This window comes from Pantoea sp. S61 (assembly GCF_016625145.1).
Taxonomy (GTDB): domain Bacteria; phylum Pseudomonadota; class Gammaproteobacteria; order Enterobacterales; family Enterobacteriaceae; genus Pantoea; species Pantoea rwandensis_B.
The window spans coordinates 348,620-369,336 of the sequence record NZ_JACVUO010000003.1 but is presented as its reverse complement, the minus strand read 5'-3'; the positions used below and the strand labels follow the sequence as shown (position 1 = coordinate 369,336).

The following is a 20,717-nucleotide window of genomic DNA, read 5'->3' as shown; positions in this document are numbered from 1 at the left end:
GTCATCTTCTTTTAAGCATGTCAGGAAAATCCCTGGTGAAGACTTTCGACATGCAAATTAAATTCATTCCGTGAATGAATAAACGCGTCAATTCCTGCGTGCGCCGGTTTATATTATCAACAATGCCACAGTGATTTCGTTAATGGCTTGTTAGAGAAACGAGTGTAAATAGTAAAGGTTACGCTTTTATAAATACGGCACACTCTGTTTCAGGCTTAAATTTTACACAATTTTTTAATCAGAACAATTCATCAAATTTAATCTGAATCAAATAATGCGAAAATACAGACTTAATCCAACCTGCAGTGCCAATTAACTGGTAATTTAAATTTACTGGATTAATGAGCCTTATTTATCCCGGTTAATTAGTTGTTTATCCTGTTTTGCAGTTTGGGTTTAGATTTTATGTTTGGGATTATCCTTAAGCGTGGTGCGCAATGCTAGCAGACCAGTCTTGAAAAGCGCTAATGTATCACGGGTCTAAAGTGGGGGTAATAACCAGGCTTATAGTGCCAGCAGCAAATGATAAAAATTCAGTCACTTGGCGCATGAAGAAGAGAAGTGCGGTTGGTGTATCTATCAGCAGCGTAAATGTATAGGCATAGGGCACTAAACGAGTGACGCAGCCTTTGGCCTTTATTATCGGCAGCAAAGGAAAAGGTGTTAACGAAACTTGCGTTAGTGTAAAATCGCGGGCCGCCTGGGATGGCATGCGCTATGCTCAGCGGTAACAGATTCTGATATGGGAACTGGTAATCCCCGTATCGTACCTCTTCTTACCACGACGCCTGGGAAGGCGACAACGAGGCATCTCCATGAGTGAGAAACTACAAAAAGTATTAGCGCGCGCCGGTCACGGTTCACGCCGCGAAATCGAAACGATGATTTCAGCCGGACGCGTCAGCGTCGATGGCAAACTGGCGACGCTGGGCGATCGCATTGAAAATGATAAATCCCTGAAAATTCGTATTGATGGCCATCTGGTTTCGATTGCTGAATCCGCAACCGAAGTCTGCCGGGTGCTGGCGTATTACAAACCAGAGGGCGAACTCTGTACTCGTAACGATCCTGAAGGGCGCCCAACGGTATTCGACCGTCTGCCACGTCTGCGCGGTTCACGCTGGATCGCTGTGGGTCGTCTGGACGTTAACACCTGTGGTCTGATGTTATTCACCACCGATGGTGAACTGGCGAACCGCCTGATGCACCCAAGCCGTGAAGTTGAGCGTGAATATGCGGTGCGTGTATTCGGCGAAGTGGATGACGATAAAATTCGTCAGCTCAGTAAAGGTGTGCAGTTAGAAGATGGCCCGGCATCGTTCAAAACCATTAAGTTTGCTGGCGGCGAAGGCATCAACCAGTGGTACAACGTCACCCTGACCGAAGGTCGTAACCGTGAAGTCCGCCGTTTGTGGGAAGCCGTAGGTGTGCAGGTTAGCCGTCTGATGCGCGTCCGTTATGGTGATATTCAGCTGCCAAAAGGCTTACCACGCGGTGGCTGGATGGAGATGGAATTGCCGGCGGTTAACTACCTGCGTACGCTGGTGGATATGCCGGAAGAGACGGTGACGAAAGTCGCGGTTGAAAAAGATCGTCGTCGTACTAAAGCCAATCAGATTCGTCGTGCGGTAAAACGTCATAGCAATGTGAGCGGCAGCCCACGTCGCGGTGGCAGCAGTAGCAGCCGCAACAGCAGCACGCGGACCAGTGGAACCAACAAGCGCGGTTCCTGATATGCCCGTGACGCCGCATGCAGCGGCGTCACTGTTTTACCAATCTATTCCCTGCTGAGCCTGAATGCCTGCATCAAACGCATGCTTAACCGGGCGCATCTCGGTCACGGTATCCGCCATCTCGAGCAAGGTTCGATGGCAGCCTCGACCGGTGATAATCACACTTTGCTGAACCGGACGTTGTCCCAGCACGCGCACCAGTTCATCCAGATCCAGATAATCCATGCTGACCATGTAGGTGATTTCATCGAGGATCACTAAATCCACATGCTCATCGGCAAGCATACGTTTTGCCTGTTGCCAAACTTGTTGGCAGGCGGTGGTATCGGTCTCCCGATTCTGGGTATCCCAGGTAAAGCCGGTGGCCATCACCTGAAATTCCACGCCATGCTGCTCCAGCAAATTGCGCTCACCATTTGGCCATTCACCTTTAATAAACTGCACGGCGGCAACGTTTTTACCGTGTCCGCAAGCGCGTAAAGCTGTACCAAAGGCGGCGGTGGTTTTGCCTTTGCCATTGCCGGTGAACACCATCAAAATGCCGCGCGCTTCTGTCGCGGCGGTAATGCGCGCATCAACCTGTTCTTTTAAACGCTGCTGTCGCTGCTGATGACGGTCACTCATGCGCTGGCAGGCCCCGGTTTGCGTCCCGGCTGTGCATCAAAACTGATGCCGGTTTTGCGACGGCTATCATCGCCCATTAAATAAAGATAAAGCGGCATCAAATCGGCAGGCGTTTTCAGTAAACTGGCATTTTCTTCCGGGAAAGCGCTGGCACGCATTTTAGTGCGGGTGCCACCAGGATTGATGCAATTCACCCGAAGATGGCGATTTTTATACTCATCGGCCAGCACCTGCATCATGCCTTCGGTGGCGAACTTCGACACCGCATAGGCTCCCCATCCCGCACGGCCGGTGCGACCCACGCTGGACGTGGTAAACACCAGTGAACCGGCGTCTGATTTTAGCAGTAGCGGCAGCAATGCCTGAGTTAAGTAGAAGGTGGCGTCAAGATTGATCTGCATCACCTGGCGCCAGACCTGAGGATCGAGTTCCGCCAGCGGGACGATGTCACCCAGAATCCCGGCATTGTGCAGCACACCATCGAGCCTTGGCACCAAAGCGGCAATCTGATTGGCCACCTCGGCACAGTTTTCTGGTGTGGCATGCGACAAGTCCAGCAGCAAATGTGATGCGGGCTGCTTATTCAGTTGATTGATGGCATGCTCCGTTTGTTGCAGCGTCTCGGCATTGCGGCCCAGCAAAATGACGCGTGCGCCGTAGCGCGCATAAGTTAGTGCCGCTTCACGGCCAATGCCGTCTGAAGCGCCGGTCACGAGGATAATGCGATTTTCCAGCAGATCGCTTTTCGGTTGATAATGCACAGCGATGTCCTTTGGCAGGTCAGAGGGTTTTTGGCTTTATGCCTCAATTTGGCGTCAGGTGCAATCATCGCGCCTCGCAATCTGTGCCGCCTGCGGGCATTTCAGGCGACGAAAGTCGCTAAAGCGGTTAAACTCAGCCTTTGTTTGTAATTCACTGTTTAATAAGGCGGCAGAATGGATTTACTCTCCAGTTATGGATTATTTCTGGCCAAGGCCGTCACCGTGGTGGTGGCGTTCGCAGCTATTGTTCTGATTGTGCTCAATGCCGCGATGCGTAAACGCCACAGCGGTGGTCAACTGCGCTTGACTCATCTCGACGATGATTATCGTGAAATGAAGGAAGACCTGCAGTTGGCGAAGATGAAGCCACAGGCGCAAAAAGTGTGGCTGAAGCAGCATAAAAAAGAAGAGAAGCAAAAAGCCAAAATCGAGAAGCGCAATGCCAAAGCCGGAGTGAGCGAAGCTACTAAATCCACTCTCTACGTGCTGGAGTTTAAAGGCAGCATGGATGCGGGTGAAGTCAGCTCTTTGCGTGAGGAAATTTCCGCTGTGCTGGCGGTGGCAGTGCCGGGAGATGAAGTCTTGCTGCGTCTGGAAAGTCCGGGTGGCGTGGTGCACGGATATGGCCTGGCCGCATCTCAGTTGCAGCGCCTGCGTGACGCGGGCCTGCAGTTGACCGCAGTCGTCGATAAAGTGGCGGCGAGCGGTGGCTATATGATGGCTTGTGTTGCGGACCGTATTGTTGCGGCGCCTTTCTCCATTATTGGCTCAATTGGTGTGGTCGCGCAGATCCCCAACTTTAACCGCCTGCTGAAACGCAATGATATCGACGTTGAACTGCACACTGCGGGTCAATATAAGCGCACGCTGACCTTGTTTGGTGAAAACACCGACGAAGGCCGTGAGAAGTTCCAGGAAGATCTCAACGAAACTCATCTGCTGTTCAAAGAGTTCGTTCAGCAGATGCGCCCAACACTGGATTTGGAAAAAGTGGCCACTGGTGAACACTGGTATGGACGCCAGGCGCTGGACTTGGGCCTGATTGATGAAATCGGCACCAGCGATGCGTTAATCATCAAACAGATGGACCGATTCAATGTGTTGGGTGTCCATTATGCACGGAAGAAGAAAATGATGGACCGTTTCACCAACAGCGCCAGTCTGGCGGCCGAGCGGTTAATTCTGAAAATATGGCAGCGCGGTGATAAGCCGCTGTTGTAAGCGAGCCCGGCAAATGCCGGGCTTTTTTATGCCAGGTGATAGCGTGAGGAGAGTTCAACGGCAAGGGATTTAAACACGTTAAACACGGCGGTAGTTTTCGCGCTCGGCAAGCCTTCATCATCCAGAAACCAGGGGCCACGAAACACCAAAACGTTGCCCTGCTGTATCACGTCATTGGCTTCCATCCCGGCTAAATAATCGTCGTGCTGCTTGAGCATTTGATTGGCTATATCCAGTAACGCCTGGCGTGAAATGGATTCCGTTTCTACTGACATTGTTCACCTCTTTTTTGACAGCAATCGTTCTCCTTCTATATTACTAGCGAGTTAGGCTGTTCATCAAATCAACGTCCGTCAGCAAAACTGGCGCAAAATTAATCAGAATGCTAATTAAGTTGCGTAACGGATTTTATCAGGTAGAGTGTGGGCGATTCAGCTTTCAGGGAGATCACACCCGGATGTGTGGTGCTGTCAGATGGAAAACCCGCTTCTAATCATAAAGTTGCATAAGTCGATGCAATCTGACCTGAGATTATCCCCGCTGCCTTGAAATGTGAAAAGTTGGCAGCAATATTGAACCCGTTGGGTTTTGGGGCACCGAATCCTCTCCCGTTTATCAGGACGTTTCAATTAGGTAAAGGTACATATGGGTAAAGCACTCGTAATCGTTGAGTCCCCGGCAAAGGCCAAAACAATCAATAAATACCTCGGTAATGACTACGTGGTGAAATCCAGCGTCGGTCATATCCGTGATTTGCCGACCAGCGGTTCAACTGCCCGTAAAACTACCGACGGGGAAAAGGCGAAAACAGGAAAAAAGGTTAAGAAGGATGAGAAGGCCGCATTGGTCAGTCGCATGGGTGTCGATCCCTGGCATGGCTGGGAAGCGGACTATCAGATTCTGCCGGGTAAAGAAAAAGTCGTAGCCGAACTGAAAAGCCTCGCCGCCGATGCTGACCACATCTACCTCGCAACGGACCTTGACCGCGAAGGGGAGGCCATTGCCTGGCACCTGCGGGAAGTGATCGGTGGCGATGACAAGCGGTTTAGCCGCGTGGTGTTCAACGAAATCACCAAAAATGCGATTCGCCAGGCGTTTGAAAAACCGGGCGAACTGAATATTGAGCGTGTTAATGCACAGCAGGCGCGTCGCTTTATGGACCGCGTGGTGGGCTACATGGTTTCCCCGCTGCTGTGGAAGAAAATTGCCCGTGGTTTGTCTGCGGGTCGTGTACAGTCTGTGGCTGTGCGACTGGTGGTTGAGCGCGAGCACGAAATTAAAGCGTTCGTGCCGGAAGAGTATTGGGAGATCGATGCGGATTTCTCTACGCCGAAAGGCGACGCGCTGGGGATGCAAGTCACGCATCAGGGCGACAAAGCGTTCCGTCCGGTTAATCGCGAGCAAACTTATGCTGCGGTATCCGTGCTGGAAAACGCGCGTTACGAAGTGCTGGATCGTGAAGACAAACCGACCAGCAGTAAACCGTCTGCGCCTTTTATTACCTCGACATTGCAACAAGCGGCGAGTACACGTCTCGGTTTTGGCGTGAAGAAAACCATGATGATGGCGCAACGTCTCTACGAAGCAGGTCACATCACCTATATGCGTACTGACTCCACCAACCTGAGTCAGGATGCGGTGGCGATGGCGCGCGGCTTTGTCGAGAAGAGTTTTGGTAAAAAGTATCTGCCAGAATCACCGATCACCTACGCCAGTAAAGAGAATTCGCAGGAAGCACACGAAGCGATCCGTCCTTCGGATGTCAATATTCAGGCAGAACAGCTGAAAGATATGGAAGCTGATGCACAGAAACTGTACCAGCTGATCTGGCGTCAGTTTGTAGCCTGCCAGATGGTGCCTGCGCAGTATGACTCCACCACCCTGACGGTGGGTGCAGCAGACTTTAAACTGAAAGCGAAAGGCCGCACCTTGCGTTTCGATGGCTGGACAAAAGTGATGCCAGCCCTGCGTAAAAACGATGAAGACTTGACGCTGCCACCGGTCAATGTCGGCGATATGCTTGACCTGAAGGAGCTGATGCCAAGCCAGCACTTCACCAAGCCGCCAGCCCGCTTCAGCGAAGCTTCCTTAGTCCGTGAGTTGGAAAAACGGGGTATCGGCCGTCCATCGACCTATGCCTCAATTATTTCCACCATTCAGGATCGCGGTTACGTGCGGGTAGAAAACCGCCGCTTCTATGCTGAAAAGATGGGTGAAATCGTCACCGATCGTCTGGAACAGAATTTCCGTGAGCTGATGAACTATGACTTCACCGCGCGCATGGAAGACAGCCTTGACCAGGTCGCCAATAACGAAGCGCAGTGGAAAGCGGTGCTGGATTCCTTCTTCAGCGATTTCAGCCAGCAGTTAGGTCAGGCCGAGAAAGAGCCAGAAGAGGGCGGCATGCAGCCGAACCAGATGGTGCTGACCTCGATCGACTGCCCGACCTGTAGCCGCCAAATGGGTATCCGTACCGCCAGTACCGGTGTGTTCCTCGGCTGCTCCGGTTATGCGCTGCCACCCAAAGAACGCTGCAAACAGACCATCAATCTGATTCCGGAAAACGAAGTTCTTAACGTACTGGAAGGCGATGATGCTGAAACCAATGCGTTACGTGCCCGTCGTCGTTGCCAGAAGTGTGGCACCGCGATGGATAGCTACCTGATCGACAATCAGCGTAAGCTGCACGTCTGTGGTAACAACCCGGAATGTGACGGCTACGAAATCGAACAGGGCGAATTCCGCATCAAAGGTTATGACGGCCCGATCGTAGAATGTGAAAAGTGTGGTTCTGAAATGCACCTGAAAATGGGGCGCTTCGGTAAATACATGGCCTGCACCAACGACGAGTGTAAAAACACTCGCAAGATTCTGCGCAATGGTGAAGTTGCACCACCGAAGGAAGATCCGGTGCCGTTGCCTGAGCTGGCGTGTGAAAAGTCAGATGCCTACTTTGTATTGCGTGACGGTGCGGCAGGGGTATTCCTGGCGGCCAACACCTTCCCGAAATCGCGTGAAACGCGTGCGCCGCTGGTGGAAGAGCTGCAACGTTTTGCTGACCGTCTGCCTGAGAAGCTGAAATACCTGGCGGAAGCGCCAGCAGCGGATCCGGAAGGCAATAAAACGTTAGTGCGTTTTAGCCGTAAAACTAAGCAGCAGTATGTTTCCTCCGAGAAGGAGGGCAAAGCGACTGGCTGGTCGATGTTCTATATCGACGGTAAGTGGCAGGAAGCGAAGAAGTAATTCCCCTCAAGGCCAGCTTCTGCTGGCCTTTTCCTCATCCTTATAGCTAATCGTTCTACATTCTTACGTTAACTGATATAGTGGTTATAGCTTTTTTCGTTTCGCTGACATGCTTTCCCTCCCTATACCTTAATTAAGGCGGAAACACGCCTGCAGGGATGGCCCCTCTGTCGCTACCGGGAAGATATAACTATGAAATTGCAGCAGTTGCGTTACATCGTCGAGGTGGTTAATCACAACCTCAACGTCTCCTCCACCGCTGAAGGTCTCTATACCTCACAACCGGGCATCAGTAAGCAAGTGCGTATGCTGGAAGATGAACTCGGCGTGCAGATTTTTGCGCGTAGTGGGAAGCATCTCACTCAAGTTACGCCAGCGGGTGAAGAGATCATCCGAATTGCTCGCGAAGTATTATCCAAAGTAGATGCTATTAAGTCTGTCGCGGGTGAGCACACCTGGCCTGATAAAGGCTCGTTGTATGTGGCGACCACACATACTCAAGCGCGTTATGCCTTGCCTGGTGTGATCAAAGGGTTTATCGAGCGTTACCCGCGCGTTTCGCTGCATATGCATCAGGGCTCGCCGACGCAAATTGCTGAAGCCGTGTCGAAGGGGAATGCTGACTTTGCGATTGCGACCGAAGCGCTGCATTTGTATGACGACCTGATTATGTTGCCCTGCTATCACTGGAACCGCGCGATTGTCGTCACGCCAGATCACCCGCTAGCAGGCAAATCGAATGTGACGATTGAAGAGTTGGCCGATTTCCCGCTCGTCACCTATACCTTTGGCTTTACTGGCCGCTCAGAGCTGGATACTGCGTTCAATCGTGCAGGATTAACACCACGTATCGTCTTTACTGCCACCGACGCTGATGTCATCAAAACGTATGTGCGACTGGGCTTAGGCGTGGGTGTGATTGCCAGTATGGCGGTGGACCCGGTATCCGATCCGGATCTGGTGCGAATTGAAGCATCAGAAATTTTTACCAATAGTACAACCAAAATTGGCTTTAGGCGTAGCACGTTCCTTCGAAGCTATATGTATGATTTTATTCAACGTTTTGCACCGCATTTAACCCGTGATGTCGTGGATGCCGCGGTCGCATTGCGTTCAAATGAAGATATCGAAGCGATGTTCCGCGATATCAAGTTACCTTTTAAATAATCCCCTAACTCATTATTTTCACAAGGTGTCCAGTGGGCATCTTGTGAATACCCCCTCGTTAGCGCCACAAGAATCTCAAAAAATTTCATTATTTTTTTGTAAATGAAACATCGATCACATGTTTTTTCATTGTTATTTCTTAAATGAGAAACAGTACACAAAATTTACGCTGCCGCTTTGCGGACCGCCAGGAATATTCCCATACTCCAGTTATCAACTGATGAGAAAGGGCTTTTAGTCTGGTCCTTAAAATTAAACTAAAATTTAGAATGGTACTAAATTTGTTTTAACCCAAATTTACAAAGTAGTTATTTGATGAATAGTTTGATCAGTAATTAAATTTATCTCATCAATATTTTGGGTTTTGATAAATAGCGTTAATCGTTGTACTCAATAAAAATAACTGGATTTTCGGACTTAACAAGTTTAGGATTCGTCCTAAATCTTAATCGTTATCAACAATCGTTTTATTGAGAGTGATTATCAAAAACTATGAATACTAGACTGACTGTACAACAAGATTTTCGTACTAAAACCGCCAAGGTTGAGCGCTCTGGTAATGTGCGTCGCAAGGCTTGGTTGACCGTCTTCGCTGCTTCAGCACTGTTCTGGGTAGTGGTGGCATTGATGATTTGGCGTATGTGGGGTTAAGCCATGTGGGCAAATACACTCAGCCGTAAGTCTCCGGTTTCTGCGCGTCAGCCGAACACGTCAGCGTGCAAAGCGAAAGAAGTAAAGAGCGTTGAACAGCCTGTGGCGATTCCTGCGTCGTGGGAACTGAGTGAAAACCAGCGTAACTTTATCGAATCGTTCATGGATCCGAAGTCGAAATAACGCAGTCTGCGTTCTGTTCTATATATAGACATCCATACCTCTCTTTACCGGATTATCCGGTGGGCATTTTAAAAGCCCGTCCTTTAACACTCAGCATTCAAAAAACGGTGTCATCAGTACAACGCTGAAGACGGTGGACTTTTTTTGCCCGGAATCCGGGAGGGAGTGACTCGATGAATACAACGACTTTTTCATGGTTCGGCGTTTATGCCTTTTCCTTTGCATTTTGGGCCGCGGCCGTGTGGGCAATGATCTAATCCAATAACTCAAATTGTACTGACTTCTATTAATGCCCTGACAAACGTCGGGGCATTTTTCTTTGTGCCTTTATGTGTCATTTCGTGTTGTTATCAAATCGTTAACGAAATTGTGGTCTATCTTTAAGCTAAACCTTGTGGTTATTGAGGTTTAAAAGAGAGGCCCATAAAAGGAGGAGCTATGTCGTTAACGTTACGGGAGCACAGTCAGGATACGCTGGACGTTCGGGCAAAAAAATATCATTACTACAGCCTGCCAAAAGCTGCCCAGCAATTGGGTAATATCGATCGCTTACCCAAATCAATGAAGGTGTTGCTGGAAAACCTCCTGCGCTGGCAGGATGAGGATTCCGTAACCGCTGAAGATATTCAGGCTCTGGTTGGCTGGCAGAAAGATGCTCATGCTGACCGGGAAATTGCCTATCGCCCCGCGCGCGTGTTGATGCAAGATTTTACTGGCGTGCCAGCGGTAGTCGATTTAGCGGCGATGCGTGAAGCGGTAAAACGCCTCGGCGGCGATGTGGCCAAAGTTAACCCCTTATCGCCGGTCGATTTGGTTATTGACCACTCGGTGACTGTTGACCATTTTGGGGATGAAGACGCCTTCGAAGAAAACGTGCGTCTGGAGATGGAGCGCAACCACGAACGCTACGTTTTCCTGCGCTGGGGGCAAAAAGCGTTTAACCGCTTCCGCGTAGTGCCGCCAGGCACCGGTATCTGCCATCAGGTTAACCTTGAATATCTGGGTAAATCCGTCTGGCATGAAACGCTAGAAGGCAAAGAGGTCGCTTATCCTGATACCTTAGTCGGCACAGACTCCCATACCACGATGATCAACGCGCTGGGCGTATTAGGCTGGGGTGTCGGCGGTATTGAAGCCGAAGCCGCCATGTTAGGGCAGCCCGTGTCTATGTTGATCCCCGACGTTGTCGGTTTCAAACTCACCGGCAAACTGCGTCCTGGCATCACCGCGACCGACCTGGTTTTAACCGTGACGCAAATGCTGCGCAAGCATGGTGTGGTGGGCAAATTCGTTGAATTTTATGGTGATGGCCTGGCCGATTTGCCGCTGGCCGATCGCGCAACTATCGCCAATATGGCACCGGAATATGGTGCCACCTGCGGTTTCTTCCCCATTGATGAAATCACCCTGAGCTACATGACCCTGACCGGGCGTGATGCTGAACAAGTCGAGTTAGTCGAAGCTTATGCTAAGCAACAAGGGATGTGGCGAAATCCGGGCGACGAACCACGGTTTACCAGCTCACTGGCGCTGGACATGGCAAACGTTGAATCCAGCCTTGCGGGTCCAAAACGTCCGCAGGATCGTGTCTCCTTAGGCGATGTGCCCGCAGCTTTTGATGCCAGCAACGAACTCGAAGTCAATCATGCGCAGAAAGCCCACAAGACCGTAACCTATAGTGACAGCGAGACCGGCGATAACTATAAGCTGGAAGACGGCGCGGTGGTTATTTCGGCCATCACCTCTTGTACCAACACATCCAACCCCAGCGTCTTAATGGCGGCGGGTCTGCTGGCGAAAAATGCGGTTGAGCGCGGATTGATGCGCAAACCTTGGGTGAAAGCGTCGCTGGCACCGGGATCAAAAGTGGTGTCGGATTACCTCGCGGTGGCCCAGCTGACGCCATATCTGGATGAATTAGGCTTCAATCTGGTGGGGTATGGTTGCACCACCTGCATTGGTAATTCGGGCCCATTGCCAGATGAAATCGAGAGTGCCATCAAAGAAGGCGATCTCACCGTGGGTGCTGTGCTATCGGGTAACCGTAACTTCGAAGGGCGCATCCATCCGCTGGTGAAAACTAACTGGCTTGCATCGCCGCCGCTGGTGGTGGCTTATGCGTTGGCCGGTAACATGAAGCTCAACCTGCAGAACGATCCCATCGGGCAGGATAGACAAGGCAACGATGTCTATCTGCAGGATATCTGGCCATCACCTGAAGAGATTGCCTCCGCAGTGCAGAAAGTGACCAGCGATATGTTCCATAAAGAGTATGCGGAGGTCTTTGACGGTACGCCGGAATGGCAGCAAATCAAAGTGAGTGAAGCCGCAACCTATGACTGGGATGAGGGATCGACTTACATCCGCCTGTCGCCGTTCTTTGACGATATGGGCAAAACGCCGGAACCGGTCAAGGATATTAAGGGCGCACGCATTCTGGCAATGTTGGGTGATTCTGTCACCACTGACCACATCTCTCCGGCGGGCAGTATTAAAGCGGAAAGTCCTGCTGGACGCTATTTGCTGTCGCATGGTGTTGAGCGTACCGATTTCAACTCATACGGTTCGCGTCGTGGTAACCACGAAGTGATGATGCGCGGGACCTTTGCAAATATTCGTATTCGAAATGAAATGGTGCCGGGCGTGGAAGGGGGATACACCAAACACTTCCCCAGCAATGAACAGCTGGCGATTTACGATGCGGCCATGAAATATCAGGCAGAAGGTGTGCCACTGGCAGTGATCGCCGGGAAGGAGTATGGCTCAGGTTCGAGCCGCGACTGGGCTGCGAAAGGCCCACGTTTGCAAGGTGTGCGCGTGGTCATTTCTGAGTCGTTCGAGCGTATCCACCGCTCTAACCTGATCGGCATGGGGATCCTGCCGCTGGAATTCCCCGCTGGCGTCACGCGCAAAACATTGGGACTAACCGGGGAGGAGTTTATTGATGTCGAAAACCTTTCACAGTTGAAACCCGGTTGTACTGTGAATGTCACCCTGACGCGTGTCGATGGTAAAAAAGAGACGCTGGAAACCCGGTGTCGTATCGATACCGGCAATGAGCTGACCTATTACCAGAACGACGGCATATTGCACTATGTGATACGTAATATGCTGAACTAAAGAAAAAGCCGGGAGATTTCCCGGCTTTTTGCTATCTGCATTACGCTTTTGGCAGCAGATGGCCCATTTTTTCTGCCTTGGTATCAAGGTAGTGAGCATTTTTGGGGTTGCGCCCAACCACTAACGGCACACGTTCTACAATATTAATTCCCGCTTCGCTCAAGATCTCGACTTTGCGTGGATTGTTCGTCAGCAGGCGGACTTCATTGACGCCCAACAGTTTGAACATATCTGCACACAGGGTGAAATCGCGCTCATCGGCGGCAAAGCCCAACTGATGATTCGCTTCAACGGTGTCGTAACCTTTGTCTTGCAAAGCGTAGGCGCGGATCTTGTTCAACAGACCGATATTACGGCCTTCCTGGCGGTGATATAACAGCACGCCACGGCCTTCTTCAGCGATAGCGGTGAGTGCCGCTTCCAGTTGAAAACCACAATCGCAGCGCAGGCTGAACAGCGCATCACCGGTTAGACACTCAGAGTGAACGCGCGCCAGCACTGGATTGTGGTCGCTAACATCACCGTAAACCAGCGCGACATGATCCTGGCCAGTTGCCAGTTCTTCAAAACCAACCATCAGGAAATCTCCCCATGGCGTGGGCAGTTTGGCTTCTGCTACCCGTTTAAGCTGCATGTGACTCTCCAGAACCTTCAGAGGATGCGCTATCATCATGATAACGCACGGGCCCGACTGGCCCGACAAAACTGACAATATTGTGCCACAACCTGTACCCGGGCCGTTAATCAGTCAGAGTTATTGTAGTGATAAAGCACAATTATCTAAGCCGCAACGGGTATGTTATTCTTTTTTCAGCTAAAGTTATGCCACCCACGCGATTACCCACGGACCTAAAAGGAAACGGATGTTAAAAATTGCTCAGCGCACTACCCTGGGAATGCTTTTGTTATTAGTCATGCCCGTTGCGGTCTGGCTCTCTGGCTGGCAATGGCAGCCAGGTGAGAGTAGCGCGTTTTTGCGGGTGCTTTTCTGGATGACAGAAACCGTCACCAGCCCCTGGGGTATATTGACCAGTATTATCCTCAGCACCTGGGTTTTATGGTGCTTACGCTTTAGGCTTAAACCCGCCATATTACTGATTATCTTCATGAATGGCGCTATTCTTGTCGGTCAGTACACCAAATCTTTCATTAAAGAGCAGGTACAGGAACCGCGTCCTTATGTCGTTTGGCTGGAGAAGAGCCACGGTATTGATGAAGCGGCGTTTTATCAGCAGAACCGTCAGGGGCGCAGTCAGTTAGTGTCGACATTATTGGCTAACGATACTCAACTGCCGCAATGGCTGAAAAACCACTGGGCGTTTGAAACCGGTTTTGCCTTTCCTTCCGGACATACCATGTTTGCCGCCAGTTGGGCGCTGCTGGTGATTGGCTTACTCTGGCCACGGTGGCACATAGTGACCGTGGTCGTGCTGTTTGCCTGGGCTACCATGGTCATGGGCAGTCGTTTGCTGCTGGGCATGCATTGGCCGCGCGATTTGGTGGTGGCCACCCTGATTTCCTGGCTGCTGGTTACGGTTGCCACATGGCTGGCGCAGCGTTTTTGTGGTCCGCTTACGGTGCCGCGCGAAGAGCAGCAGGAGATCGCACAGCGTGATGACGCATTGTAATTTTCGCGCGCGACCCCATATGATTGATTGCGCTTACGGAAAATGCGCTAAGTGATGTGCTGATAAGCAGCATCGACGGCACTTTTTTGGCATACTTCTACTGGATAACCTCACGACAGGACGCATTGTGAAATATTTGCTGATTTTTCTCGTGGTTTTGGTCATTTTTATCATCTCCGTCACGCTTGGAGCGCATAACGACCAAATCGTCACTTTTAACTATCTGCTGGCGCAGGGTGAATTCCGCATCTCCACATTGCTGGCGAGCCTGTTTGGTGCCGGATTCCTGCTCGGATGGGCAATTTGCGGTCTTTTCTGGTTGCGGATACGTGTTTCTCTCGCTCACGCGCAGCGCAAGCTGAAACGCATGCAGGCGCAGAATGAACAATCAACGGCTGTGACAAATTCTTCCACTGCTGGTCGTCGGGATTAAGTTTCGATGCTTGAATTGCTGTTTTTGCTTCTTCCTGTTGCTGCGGCATATGGCTGGTACATGGGCCGCCGAAGTGCACATCAGGATAAGCAACAGGAAGCGAATCGCCTGTCACGTGAATACGTTGCCGGTGTAAACTTTCTGCTTTCCAATCAACAGGACAAAGCTGTCGATCTCTTTCTGGATATGTTGAAGGAGGACAGCGGCACAGTCGAAGCTCATCTGACGCTCGGCAATCTGTTCCGTTCACGCGGCGAAGTTGACCGCGCCATTCGTATCCACCAATCGCTGATGGAAAGCGCTTCCCTGAGCTATGAACAACGCCTGCTGGCGATTCAGCAGTTGGGACGCGATTACATGGCCGCAGGGTTGTACGACCGCGCTGAAGACATGTTTAGCCAGCTGATTGATGAAACCGACTTCCGCATCGGTGCATTACAGCAACTTCTACTGATACATCAGGCAACCAGTGACTGGCAGAAAGCTATCGAAGTGGCGGAAAGATTGGTCAAGCTGGGCAAAGACAAGCAGAAGGGTGAAATTGCCCATTTTTACTGTGAGCTTGCGCTACAGGCATTGAGCAGTGACGATCTGGATCGCGCCATGACGTTGCTGAAGAAAGGTGAATCGGCCGATCACCAGAGTGCACGCGTTTCCATTATGATGGGACGCATTTTTATGGAGCAGGGGGAATACGCCAAAGCAACGGCTCGCCTGCAGCGCGTACTGGATCAAGATAAAGAGCTGGTGAGCGAAACCTTATCGATGCTCGAAACCTGCTATCAGCGACTGAATCAGCCTGAAGATTGGGCTCAGTTTTTACAACGCTGCGTCGAAGAGAATACCGGCGCGGCCGCTGAACTGTACCTTTCTGATATCCTTGAACAGCAGCAGGGCCCGGAAGCGGCGCAGCTGTATATCAACCGCCAGTTGCAGCGCCATCCGACCATGCGCGTGTTCCATCGCTTGATGGATTTCCACCTGCACGAAGCAGAAGACGGTCGTGCCAAAGAGAGCCTGATGGTGCTGCGTGATATGGTAGGCGAACAGATTCGCACTAAACCGCGCTATCGCTGCCAGAAGTGTGGATTTACCGCACATGCGCTTTATTGGCATTGCCCATCCTGTCGCGCATGGTCTTCGGTGAAACCGATTCGCGGACTCGACGGCCAGTAACGGCCGTTTTTTTTATTTATTCTGCTATATAGTTACAACATACTATTTGGCTGATTCATCAACCGAAACTGCAGCATTGTGCAGCGTTCAGTCTATCATCGGTATTAACCGCGCTGTGAGATTGTCGGGAAGGGCACGCACGGGTAGAATGCTTGCCGTTTGTCCATTGCGCCTGCGGGTGCCTGCCTTTGAGGAAACGTTATGCCTGTAACCACTTCACCGATTCTGGTAGCACTCGACTATCATAATCTCGACAGCGCACTGCAGTTTGTGGACCGCATTGACCCGAGCCAGTGCCGCCTGAAAGTCGGCAAAGAGATGTTTACGCTATTTGGCCCGTCGCTGGTGAAAACACTGCAGTCGCGTGGTTTTGACGTTTTTCTCGATCTGAAGTTTCATGATATTCCCAATACTACCGCGCACGCGGTAGCCGCTGCTGCCGATCTCGGTGTGTGGATGGTCAACGTTCACGCCAGTGGCGGGGCGCGGATGATGAATGCGGCTCGTGAAGCGCTGCTGCCTTTTGGTAGCGATGCGCCGTTGCTGATTGCGGTAACTGTGCTGACCAGCATGGATGAAGACGATCTCAGGGGTCTCGGCATTACGCTTTCTCCCTCAGAGCAGGCAGAACGTCTCGCTCGCCTGACGCGTGAGTGTGGCCTCGATGGCGTAGTCTGTTCAGCTCAGGAAGCTGCGCACTTTAAACAGGTGTTGGGTCAGGATTTCGCGCTGGTGACACCAGGTATTCGTCCGGCAGGCAGTGATGCGGGCGATCAACGCCGTATCATGACGCCGCAGCAGGCAAAACTGGCTGGCGTGGATTACATGGTGATTGGGCGTCCGATCACCCAATCAAATGATCCGGCTGCAACGCTGCACACTATCCTGCAAAGTTTACAGGAGGCCTAATGGCTCAGGACAACCGACTGGTTTACTCCACTGAAACTGGCCGTATTGCACAGGAAGAAGAAAAAGCGCCGCGCCCACAAGGGGATGGCATAGTGCGTATTCAACACCAGACCAGCGGCCGTAAAGGTAAAGGCGTCTGCCTGATTACGGGGATTGATCTGGATGATGATGCGCTCACTAAACTGGCGGCAGAACTGAAGAAGAAGTGTGGCTGCGGTGGGTCACTCAAAGATGGCGTCATCGAGATTCAAGGCGATAAACGCGATCTCTTGAAAGCGCTACTTGAAGCCAAAGGCATGAAGGTTAAATTAGCAGGCGGTTAATAAAAACGGGCCGCACACTGTGCGGCCCGTGATGCTGTAGATGTGCTGCGTAGCCTGAATCTTTATCGTTATTTAGAAACCTGATGGCCGATAATACCGCCAACGGCTGCACCACCCACGGTACCGAGTGCACTTCCGTTAGTCAGAACAGAACCACCGATTGCACCCGCACCCGCGCCAATGGCGGTATTGCGGTCGCGTTTTGACCAGTTCGAACAACCACTCAAGGCAACAACCAGGGTGGCAGCTAATACCGCAACGGTCATACGTTTCATTGTTGTCGTCATCTCTTTCTCCTTGATTGTATGTACAGAGGCAACCTTGTAAGTATAGATGTTGCGCAACGAAGTACGTCATCCCAGCGTGTCATTCATTGTTCACTTTGATGCCTGTATACAGTGTTTTAATGGGCGAATTAACCGCTGGAAACCGTACCGCTCCTGACTTTAGCCACCTAAAGCAAAGCTAAATGCCATGAAGATAGAAAATTCTGAATTCACGCCACACTTCTCCGGTCTCAGCGACTTTCCGCTGCTTTTACAGCGATTCGCTCCATAACGTTTTCTCTGCTCGTTCAGCACAATTCAGCTATCACAGTTCGCAGGAGAAAAAATTATGCTGGAATTGCTCAAGCAGCAGGTGCTGGAAGCCAACCTTGACTTACCGCGCTATAACCTGGTCACTTTTACCTGGGGTAACGTCAGCGCCATTGACCGCGACCATGGCCTGCTGGTGATCAAACCTTCGGGCGTGAAATACGAGAATATGCAGCGCGACGATATGGTGGTTGTGGAGTTAGCGAGCGGCAAGGTGGTGGAAGGGGCGCTTCGCCCATCATCCGATACGGCCACCCATCGCGCGCTGTATCTCGCCTGGCCGGAGATTGGTGGCATCGTACATACCCATTCACGCCACGCCACAATTTGGGCGCAGGCCGGGCGCGACATTATGGCGCTGGGGACAACACACGCGGATGATTTCTACGGCACCATTCCCTGTACGCGTGCGATGAAGCGTGAAGAGATACAGCAAGAGTATGAATGGAACACCGGGCAGGTGATTATTGAAAGCTTTGCTCAACGCCGCATTAAGCCAGCCGACATCCCTGCTGCGCTGGTCAACTCGCACGGCCCCTTTGCCTGGGGTAAAGATGCAGCTGCAGCTGTGCACAGTGCGGTGGTGTTGGAAGAAGTGGCTTATATGGCGCTTCACACGGAACAACTGCGCAGCGAACTGCCTCCGATTTCGCAGAATCTACTCGATCTACATTATCTGCGTAAGCATGGCAAGAATGCCTGGTACGGGCAGAATTGAACATTGAAACTTTATTGAGGCGCGTGAGGGCGCCTTAATTTTTTGCCATTTAGCGCTGGTATGGCGATGCACATCATAAAAAAGAAATGCCCACCCTATAAAAATAAAACACTGTTTCATTAATATCGATGCGATCACTTTTTTCCAGACTGTCAGTGGTTATCTTGCCTGCCATGCCATCCGGCGAACGATAACGCACCTCCTTCTGGCTCAGTAAAGGTGACACAACTATGCATATCAAACGTGCAATCGATAAGATTCCAGGCGGTATGATGTTAATCCCGCTGTTTTTGGGCGCGCTCTGCCACACATTTTCACCCGGCGCAGGAAAATACTTTGGCTCTTTTACTAACGGCCTGATGACGGGCACTGTGCCGATTCTGGCGGTATGGTTCTTCTGTATGGGTGCATCGATCAAACTCAGCGCAACCGGAACCGTGCTGCGTAAATCCGGCACCCTGGTATTAACCAAAATCGCCGTTGCCTGGGTCGTGGCTGCCGTGGCATCCCGCATGATGCCGGAAAATGGCGTAGAAGTCGGTATGTTCGCCGGTTTATCCACGCTGGCATTGGTTGCTGCCATGGACATGACCAATGGCGGCCTTTATGCCTCCATCATGCAGCAATACGGTTCAAAAGAAGAAGCCGGCGCGTTTGTGCTGATGTCGCTGGAATCCGGTCCGCTGATGACCATGGTGATCCTGGGGACTGCAGGCATTGCTTCGTTTGAGCCACACGTGTTTGTTGGCGCGGTGTTACCCTTTATTGTCGGTTTCGCGCTTGGCAATCTTGACCCGGAATTACGCGAGTTCTTCGGCAAAGCCGTTCATACCTTGATTCCGTTCTTTGCCTTCGCTTTGGGTAACACCATCGATTTGGCCGTGATTGCACAAACCGGTTTGTTGGGCGTATTGCTCGGTGTAGCAGTCATCATCATCACCGGTATTCCACTGATTATTGCCGACCGCTTGATAGGTGGTGGTGATGGCACGGCGGGGATCGCAGCCTCCAGCACCGCAGGCGCGGCAGTGGCCACGCCGGTACTGATTGCAGAGATGTTGCCTCAGTTTAAACCGGTCGCTCCTGCAGCGACTGCACTGGTAGCGACATCCGTTATTGTGACTTCTGTATTAGTGCCGATTATTACCGCCGTCTATTCGAAACGCGTTAAGCGTTCTCATGTGGCGGTGGGACAGCGCGCTGCCATCAAGTAAGCCTGCTTATCTTTCCCCGGCCCTATGGTCGGGGATATCTCTGGATTTTACTTTATAAATCAATCTCTCATTTGGTCTGGCCTCACTCTGGATTACGCTGATGTTGCGTTTAACGCATCACATAACTAGAGGATGAGACAATGACAGTAATTAACCAACCAACTTGCAGATTGTTTACCGAAGTCGGACAAACTACCCAGCTGGCGGCCTATTATGAGGAGGGCCGACACACCATGTGGATGATGCTGCGTGCGCAGCCACGGCCCAGTTTCAACCACGAATTAATCGAGGAAATCATGAATCTGAGCTATGCCGCTCAGCGTTCGGGTTTGCCGATTGATTTTTGGGTGACGGGTTCGCTGGTGCCGCAGATGTTCAACGCCGGTGGCGATTTGCGTTTCTTTGTGGAGTGCATTCGTAACAACCGTCGTGAAGCGCTGCGGGCTTATGCGCGCGCCTGCGTGGATTGCATCCATTCGGCAGCGCGGGGGTTTGATACCGGAGCGGTGACGCTGGCGATGATTGAAGGTAGTGCATTGGGTGGTGGCTTTGAAGCCGCGCTGGCCCATCACTTCATTCTGGCGCAGAACTCTGCACGGATGGGGTTCCCGGAGATCGCGTTTAACCTGTTCCCTGGCATGGGCGGCTATTCACTGGTTGCACGTCGTTCTGGCATGAAGCTGGCCGAAGAGCTGATCTGTGAAGGGGAGTCGCATAGCGCGGAATGGTATGAGACGCGCGGTCTGGTGGATAAAGTCTTCCAGCCAGGCGATGCCTACCGCACCACGCGTACCTTTATCGATACCTTGCGTCCGAAGCTGAATGGTGTGAGAGCCATGCTGAAAGCGCGCCAGCGCGTGCTGCAACTCTCACGAGCCGAGTTGATGGATATCACGGAAGATTGGGTGGATTACGCCTTCACACTGGAGCCTAAAGACATTGCTTACATGGAACGACTGGTGCAACTACAGAACCGTCATAGCGCATCCCTGCGCAAAGCCGGATAATCGAGACCAG

General features: G+C 51.5%; 21 protein-coding genes. 15 read left to right on the top strand and 6 right to left on the bottom strand.

The window, feature by feature from the left end; genetic code table 11:
* Positions 1-472: 472 nt before the first annotated feature.
* Complete coding sequence (locus tag IAE30_RS09725) at positions 473-712, bottom strand: hypothetical protein (protein WP_200679414.1); 240 nt, start codon at positions 710-712, stop codon at positions 473-475.
* A 103-nt stretch (positions 713-815) separates the two neighbouring features.
* On the opposite strand from IAE30_RS09725, the gene rluB reads away from it, so the two are divergent.
* Complete coding sequence (gene rluB / locus IAE30_RS09720) at positions 816-1,733, top strand: 23S rRNA pseudouridine(2605) synthase RluB (protein ID WP_034821500.1); 918 nt, start codon at positions 816-818, stop codon at positions 1,731-1,733.
* Between the two features lie 36 nt (positions 1,734-1,769).
* Here rluB and cobO read toward each other — a convergent pair whose 3' ends face one another.
* Positions 1,770-2,357 (bottom strand): cob(I)yrinic acid a,c-diamide adenosyltransferase, encoded by a 588-nt coding sequence (gene cobO, locus IAE30_RS09715; RefSeq protein ID WP_200679412.1) that lies wholly within the window; start codon positions 2,355-2,357, stop codon positions 1,770-1,772.
* Positions 2,354-3,118, bottom strand: coding sequence for a YciK family oxidoreductase (locus IAE30_RS09710; protein ID WP_200679410.1), 765 nt, complete (start codon positions 3,116-3,118; stop codon positions 2,354-2,356). Before IAE30_RS09710 ends, cobO begins: the two co-directional genes overlap by 4 nt.
* Before the next feature lie 174 nt (positions 3,119-3,292).
* Here IAE30_RS09710 and sohB point away from each other — a divergent pair, with 174 nt between their 5' ends.
* Positions 3,293-4,339 (top strand): protease SohB, encoded by a 1,047-nt coding sequence (gene sohB / locus IAE30_RS09705; RefSeq protein ID WP_200679409.1) that lies wholly within the window; start codon positions 3,293-3,295, stop codon positions 4,337-4,339.
* 26 nt (positions 4,340-4,365) lie between these two features.
* On the opposite strand, the gene IAE30_RS09700 is transcribed toward sohB, so the two are convergent.
* Entirely contained in the window at positions 4,366-4,614 is a 249-nt protein-coding gene (locus tag IAE30_RS09700) for a DUF2498 family protein (RefSeq protein WP_200679408.1), read from the bottom strand.
* Positions 4,615-4,984: 370 nt separating this feature from the next.
* Between IAE30_RS09700 and topA the strand changes: the two genes are divergently transcribed.
* The 5 genes from topA to acnA all read left to right on the top strand — a co-directional run bounded on the left by topA (position 4,985) and on the right by acnA (position 12,703).
* Positions 4,985-7,582: a type I DNA topoisomerase gene (gene topA, locus IAE30_RS09695; protein ID WP_200679407.1), complete on the top strand. Its 2,598-nt coding sequence runs from the start codon at positions 4,985-4,987 to the stop codon at positions 7,580-7,582.
* A gap of 192 nt (positions 7,583-7,774) precedes the next feature.
* Positions 7,775-8,749: an HTH-type transcriptional regulator CysB gene (cysB, locus tag IAE30_RS09690; protein ID WP_034821485.1), complete on the top strand. Its 975-nt coding sequence runs from the start codon at positions 7,775-7,777 to the stop codon at positions 8,747-8,749.
* A 492-nt stretch (positions 8,750-9,241) separates the two neighbouring features.
* Complete coding sequence (locus IAE30_RS09685) at positions 9,242-9,400, top strand: YmiA family putative membrane protein (RefSeq protein ID WP_071845610.1); 159 nt, start codon at positions 9,242-9,244, stop codon at positions 9,398-9,400.
* A 3-nt stretch (positions 9,401-9,403) separates the two neighbouring features.
* Positions 9,404-9,583, top strand: coding sequence for a hypothetical protein (locus IAE30_RS09680; RefSeq protein WP_034821480.1), 180 nt, complete (start codon positions 9,404-9,406; stop codon positions 9,581-9,583).
* Positions 9,584-10,021: 438 nt separating this feature from the next.
* On the top strand, positions 10,022-12,703 hold the full coding sequence (gene acnA / locus IAE30_RS09675; RefSeq protein ID WP_200679406.1) for an aconitate hydratase AcnA: 2,682 nt from the start codon (positions 10,022-10,024) through the stop codon (positions 12,701-12,703).
* Positions 12,704-12,743: 40 nt separating this feature from the next.
* Here acnA and ribA read toward each other — a convergent pair whose 3' ends face one another.
* The gene (gene ribA / locus IAE30_RS09670; RefSeq protein ID WP_034821474.1) at positions 12,744-13,337 is read right to left on the bottom strand and encodes a GTP cyclohydrolase II; all 594 of its coding nucleotides are present in this window, start codon (positions 13,335-13,337) and stop codon (positions 12,744-12,746) included.
* A 229-nt stretch (positions 13,338-13,566) separates the two neighbouring features.
* Here ribA and pgpB point away from each other — a divergent pair, with 229 nt between their 5' ends.
* The 5 genes from pgpB to yciH all read left to right on the top strand — a co-directional run bounded on the left by pgpB (position 13,567) and on the right by yciH (position 17,172).
* Positions 13,567-14,331 carry a phosphatidylglycerophosphatase B gene (gene pgpB / locus IAE30_RS09665; RefSeq protein ID WP_200679405.1) on the top strand — a complete coding sequence of 255 codons (765 nt, stop codon included), beginning with the start codon at positions 13,567-13,569 and terminating at the stop codon, positions 14,329-14,331.
* A gap of 127 nt (positions 14,332-14,458) precedes the next feature.
* On the top strand, positions 14,459-14,764 hold the full coding sequence (locus tag IAE30_RS09660) for a LapA family protein (RefSeq protein WP_038646699.1): 306 nt from the start codon (positions 14,459-14,461) through the stop codon (positions 14,762-14,764).
* Positions 14,765-14,770: 6 nt separating this feature from the next.
* Positions 14,771-15,940 carry a lipopolysaccharide assembly protein LapB gene (lapB, locus tag IAE30_RS09655; RefSeq protein ID WP_038646700.1) on the top strand — a complete coding sequence of 390 codons (1,170 nt, stop codon included), beginning with the start codon at positions 14,771-14,773 and terminating at the stop codon, positions 15,938-15,940.
* A gap of 201 nt (positions 15,941-16,141) precedes the next feature.
* Positions 16,142-16,849: an orotidine-5'-phosphate decarboxylase gene (pyrF, locus tag IAE30_RS09650; RefSeq protein ID WP_200679404.1), complete on the top strand. Its 708-nt coding sequence runs from the start codon at positions 16,142-16,144 to the stop codon at positions 16,847-16,849.
* Positions 16,849-17,172: a stress response translation initiation inhibitor YciH gene (gene yciH / locus IAE30_RS09645; protein ID WP_200679403.1), complete on the top strand. Its 324-nt coding sequence runs from the start codon at positions 16,849-16,851 to the stop codon at positions 17,170-17,172. The genes pyrF and yciH overlap by 1 nt, the downstream gene beginning before the upstream one ends.
* 68 nt (positions 17,173-17,240) lie before the next feature.
* On the opposite strand, the gene osmB is transcribed toward yciH, so the two are convergent.
* A complete protein-coding gene (osmB, locus tag IAE30_RS09640) occupies positions 17,241-17,459 on the bottom strand; it encodes an osmotically-inducible lipoprotein OsmB (protein WP_034821457.1) in 219 nt (72 codons plus the stop codon).
* 328 nt (positions 17,460-17,787) lie between these two features.
* Between osmB and araD the strand changes: the two genes are divergently transcribed.
* From araD to IAE30_RS09625, 3 genes are all read left to right on the top strand, one after another.
* Complete coding sequence (gene araD, locus IAE30_RS09635; protein WP_038646707.1) at positions 17,788-18,486, top strand: L-ribulose-5-phosphate 4-epimerase; 699 nt, start codon at positions 17,788-17,790, stop codon at positions 18,484-18,486.
* 230 nt (positions 18,487-18,716) lie between these two features.
* A complete protein-coding gene (gene kdgT, locus IAE30_RS09630; RefSeq protein WP_038646709.1) occupies positions 18,717-19,700 on the top strand; it encodes a 2-keto-3-deoxygluconate transporter in 984 nt (327 codons plus the stop codon).
* A gap of 140 nt (positions 19,701-19,840) precedes the next feature.
* The gene (locus IAE30_RS09625) at positions 19,841-20,707 is read left to right on the top strand and encodes a crotonase/enoyl-CoA hydratase family protein (protein ID WP_034821448.1); all 867 of its coding nucleotides are present in this window, start codon (positions 19,841-19,843) and stop codon (positions 20,705-20,707) included.
* Positions 20,708-20,717 lie beyond the last annotated feature (10 nt).

Coding starts and splice junctions, on each gene's coding strand:
- rluB (WP_034821500.1), top strand. CDS start 816: ATGAGTGAGAAACTACAAAAAGTATTAGCGCGCGCCGGTCACGGTTCA.
- araD (WP_038646707.1), top strand. CDS start 17,788: ATGCTGGAATTGCTCAAGCAGCAGGTGCTGGAAGCCAACCTTGACTTA.
- topA (WP_200679407.1), top strand. CDS start 4,985: ATGGGTAAAGCACTCGTAATCGTTGAGTCCCCGGCAAAGGCCAAAACA.
- kdgT (WP_038646709.1), top strand. CDS start 18,717: ATGCATATCAAACGTGCAATCGATAAGATTCCAGGCGGTATGATGTTA.
- IAE30_RS09725 (WP_200679414.1), bottom strand. CDS start 712: ATGCCATCCCAGGCGGCCCGCGATTTTACACTAACGCAAGTTTCGTTA.
- IAE30_RS09625 (WP_034821448.1), top strand. CDS start 19,841: ATGACAGTAATTAACCAACCAACTTGCAGATTGTTTACCGAAGTCGGA.
- IAE30_RS09700 (WP_200679408.1), bottom strand. CDS start 4,614: ATGTCAGTAGAAACGGAATCCATTTCACGCCAGGCGTTACTGGATATA.
- sohB (WP_200679409.1), top strand. CDS start 3,293: ATGGATTTACTCTCCAGTTATGGATTATTTCTGGCCAAGGCCGTCACC.
- pyrF (WP_200679404.1), top strand. CDS start 16,142: ATGCCTGTAACCACTTCACCGATTCTGGTAGCACTCGACTATCATAAT.
- IAE30_RS09685 (WP_071845610.1), top strand. CDS start 9,242: ATGAATACTAGACTGACTGTACAACAAGATTTTCGTACTAAAACCGCC.
- IAE30_RS09680 (WP_034821480.1), top strand. CDS start 9,404: ATGTGGGCAAATACACTCAGCCGTAAGTCTCCGGTTTCTGCGCGTCAG.
- ribA (WP_034821474.1), bottom strand. CDS start 13,337: ATGCAGCTTAAACGGGTAGCAGAAGCCAAACTGCCCACGCCATGGGGA.
- yciH (WP_200679403.1), top strand. CDS start 16,849: ATGGCTCAGGACAACCGACTGGTTTACTCCACTGAAACTGGCCGTATT.
- lapB (WP_038646700.1), top strand. CDS start 14,771: ATGCTTGAATTGCTGTTTTTGCTTCTTCCTGTTGCTGCGGCATATGGC.
- osmB (WP_034821457.1), bottom strand. CDS start 17,459: ATGACGACAACAATGAAACGTATGACCGTTGCGGTATTAGCTGCCACC.
- cobO (WP_200679412.1), bottom strand. CDS start 2,357: ATGAGTGACCGTCATCAGCAGCGACAGCAGCGTTTAAAAGAACAGGTT.
- acnA (WP_200679406.1), top strand. CDS start 10,022: ATGTCGTTAACGTTACGGGAGCACAGTCAGGATACGCTGGACGTTCGG.
- cysB (WP_034821485.1), top strand. CDS start 7,775: ATGAAATTGCAGCAGTTGCGTTACATCGTCGAGGTGGTTAATCACAAC.
- pgpB (WP_200679405.1), top strand. CDS start 13,567: ATGTTAAAAATTGCTCAGCGCACTACCCTGGGAATGCTTTTGTTATTA.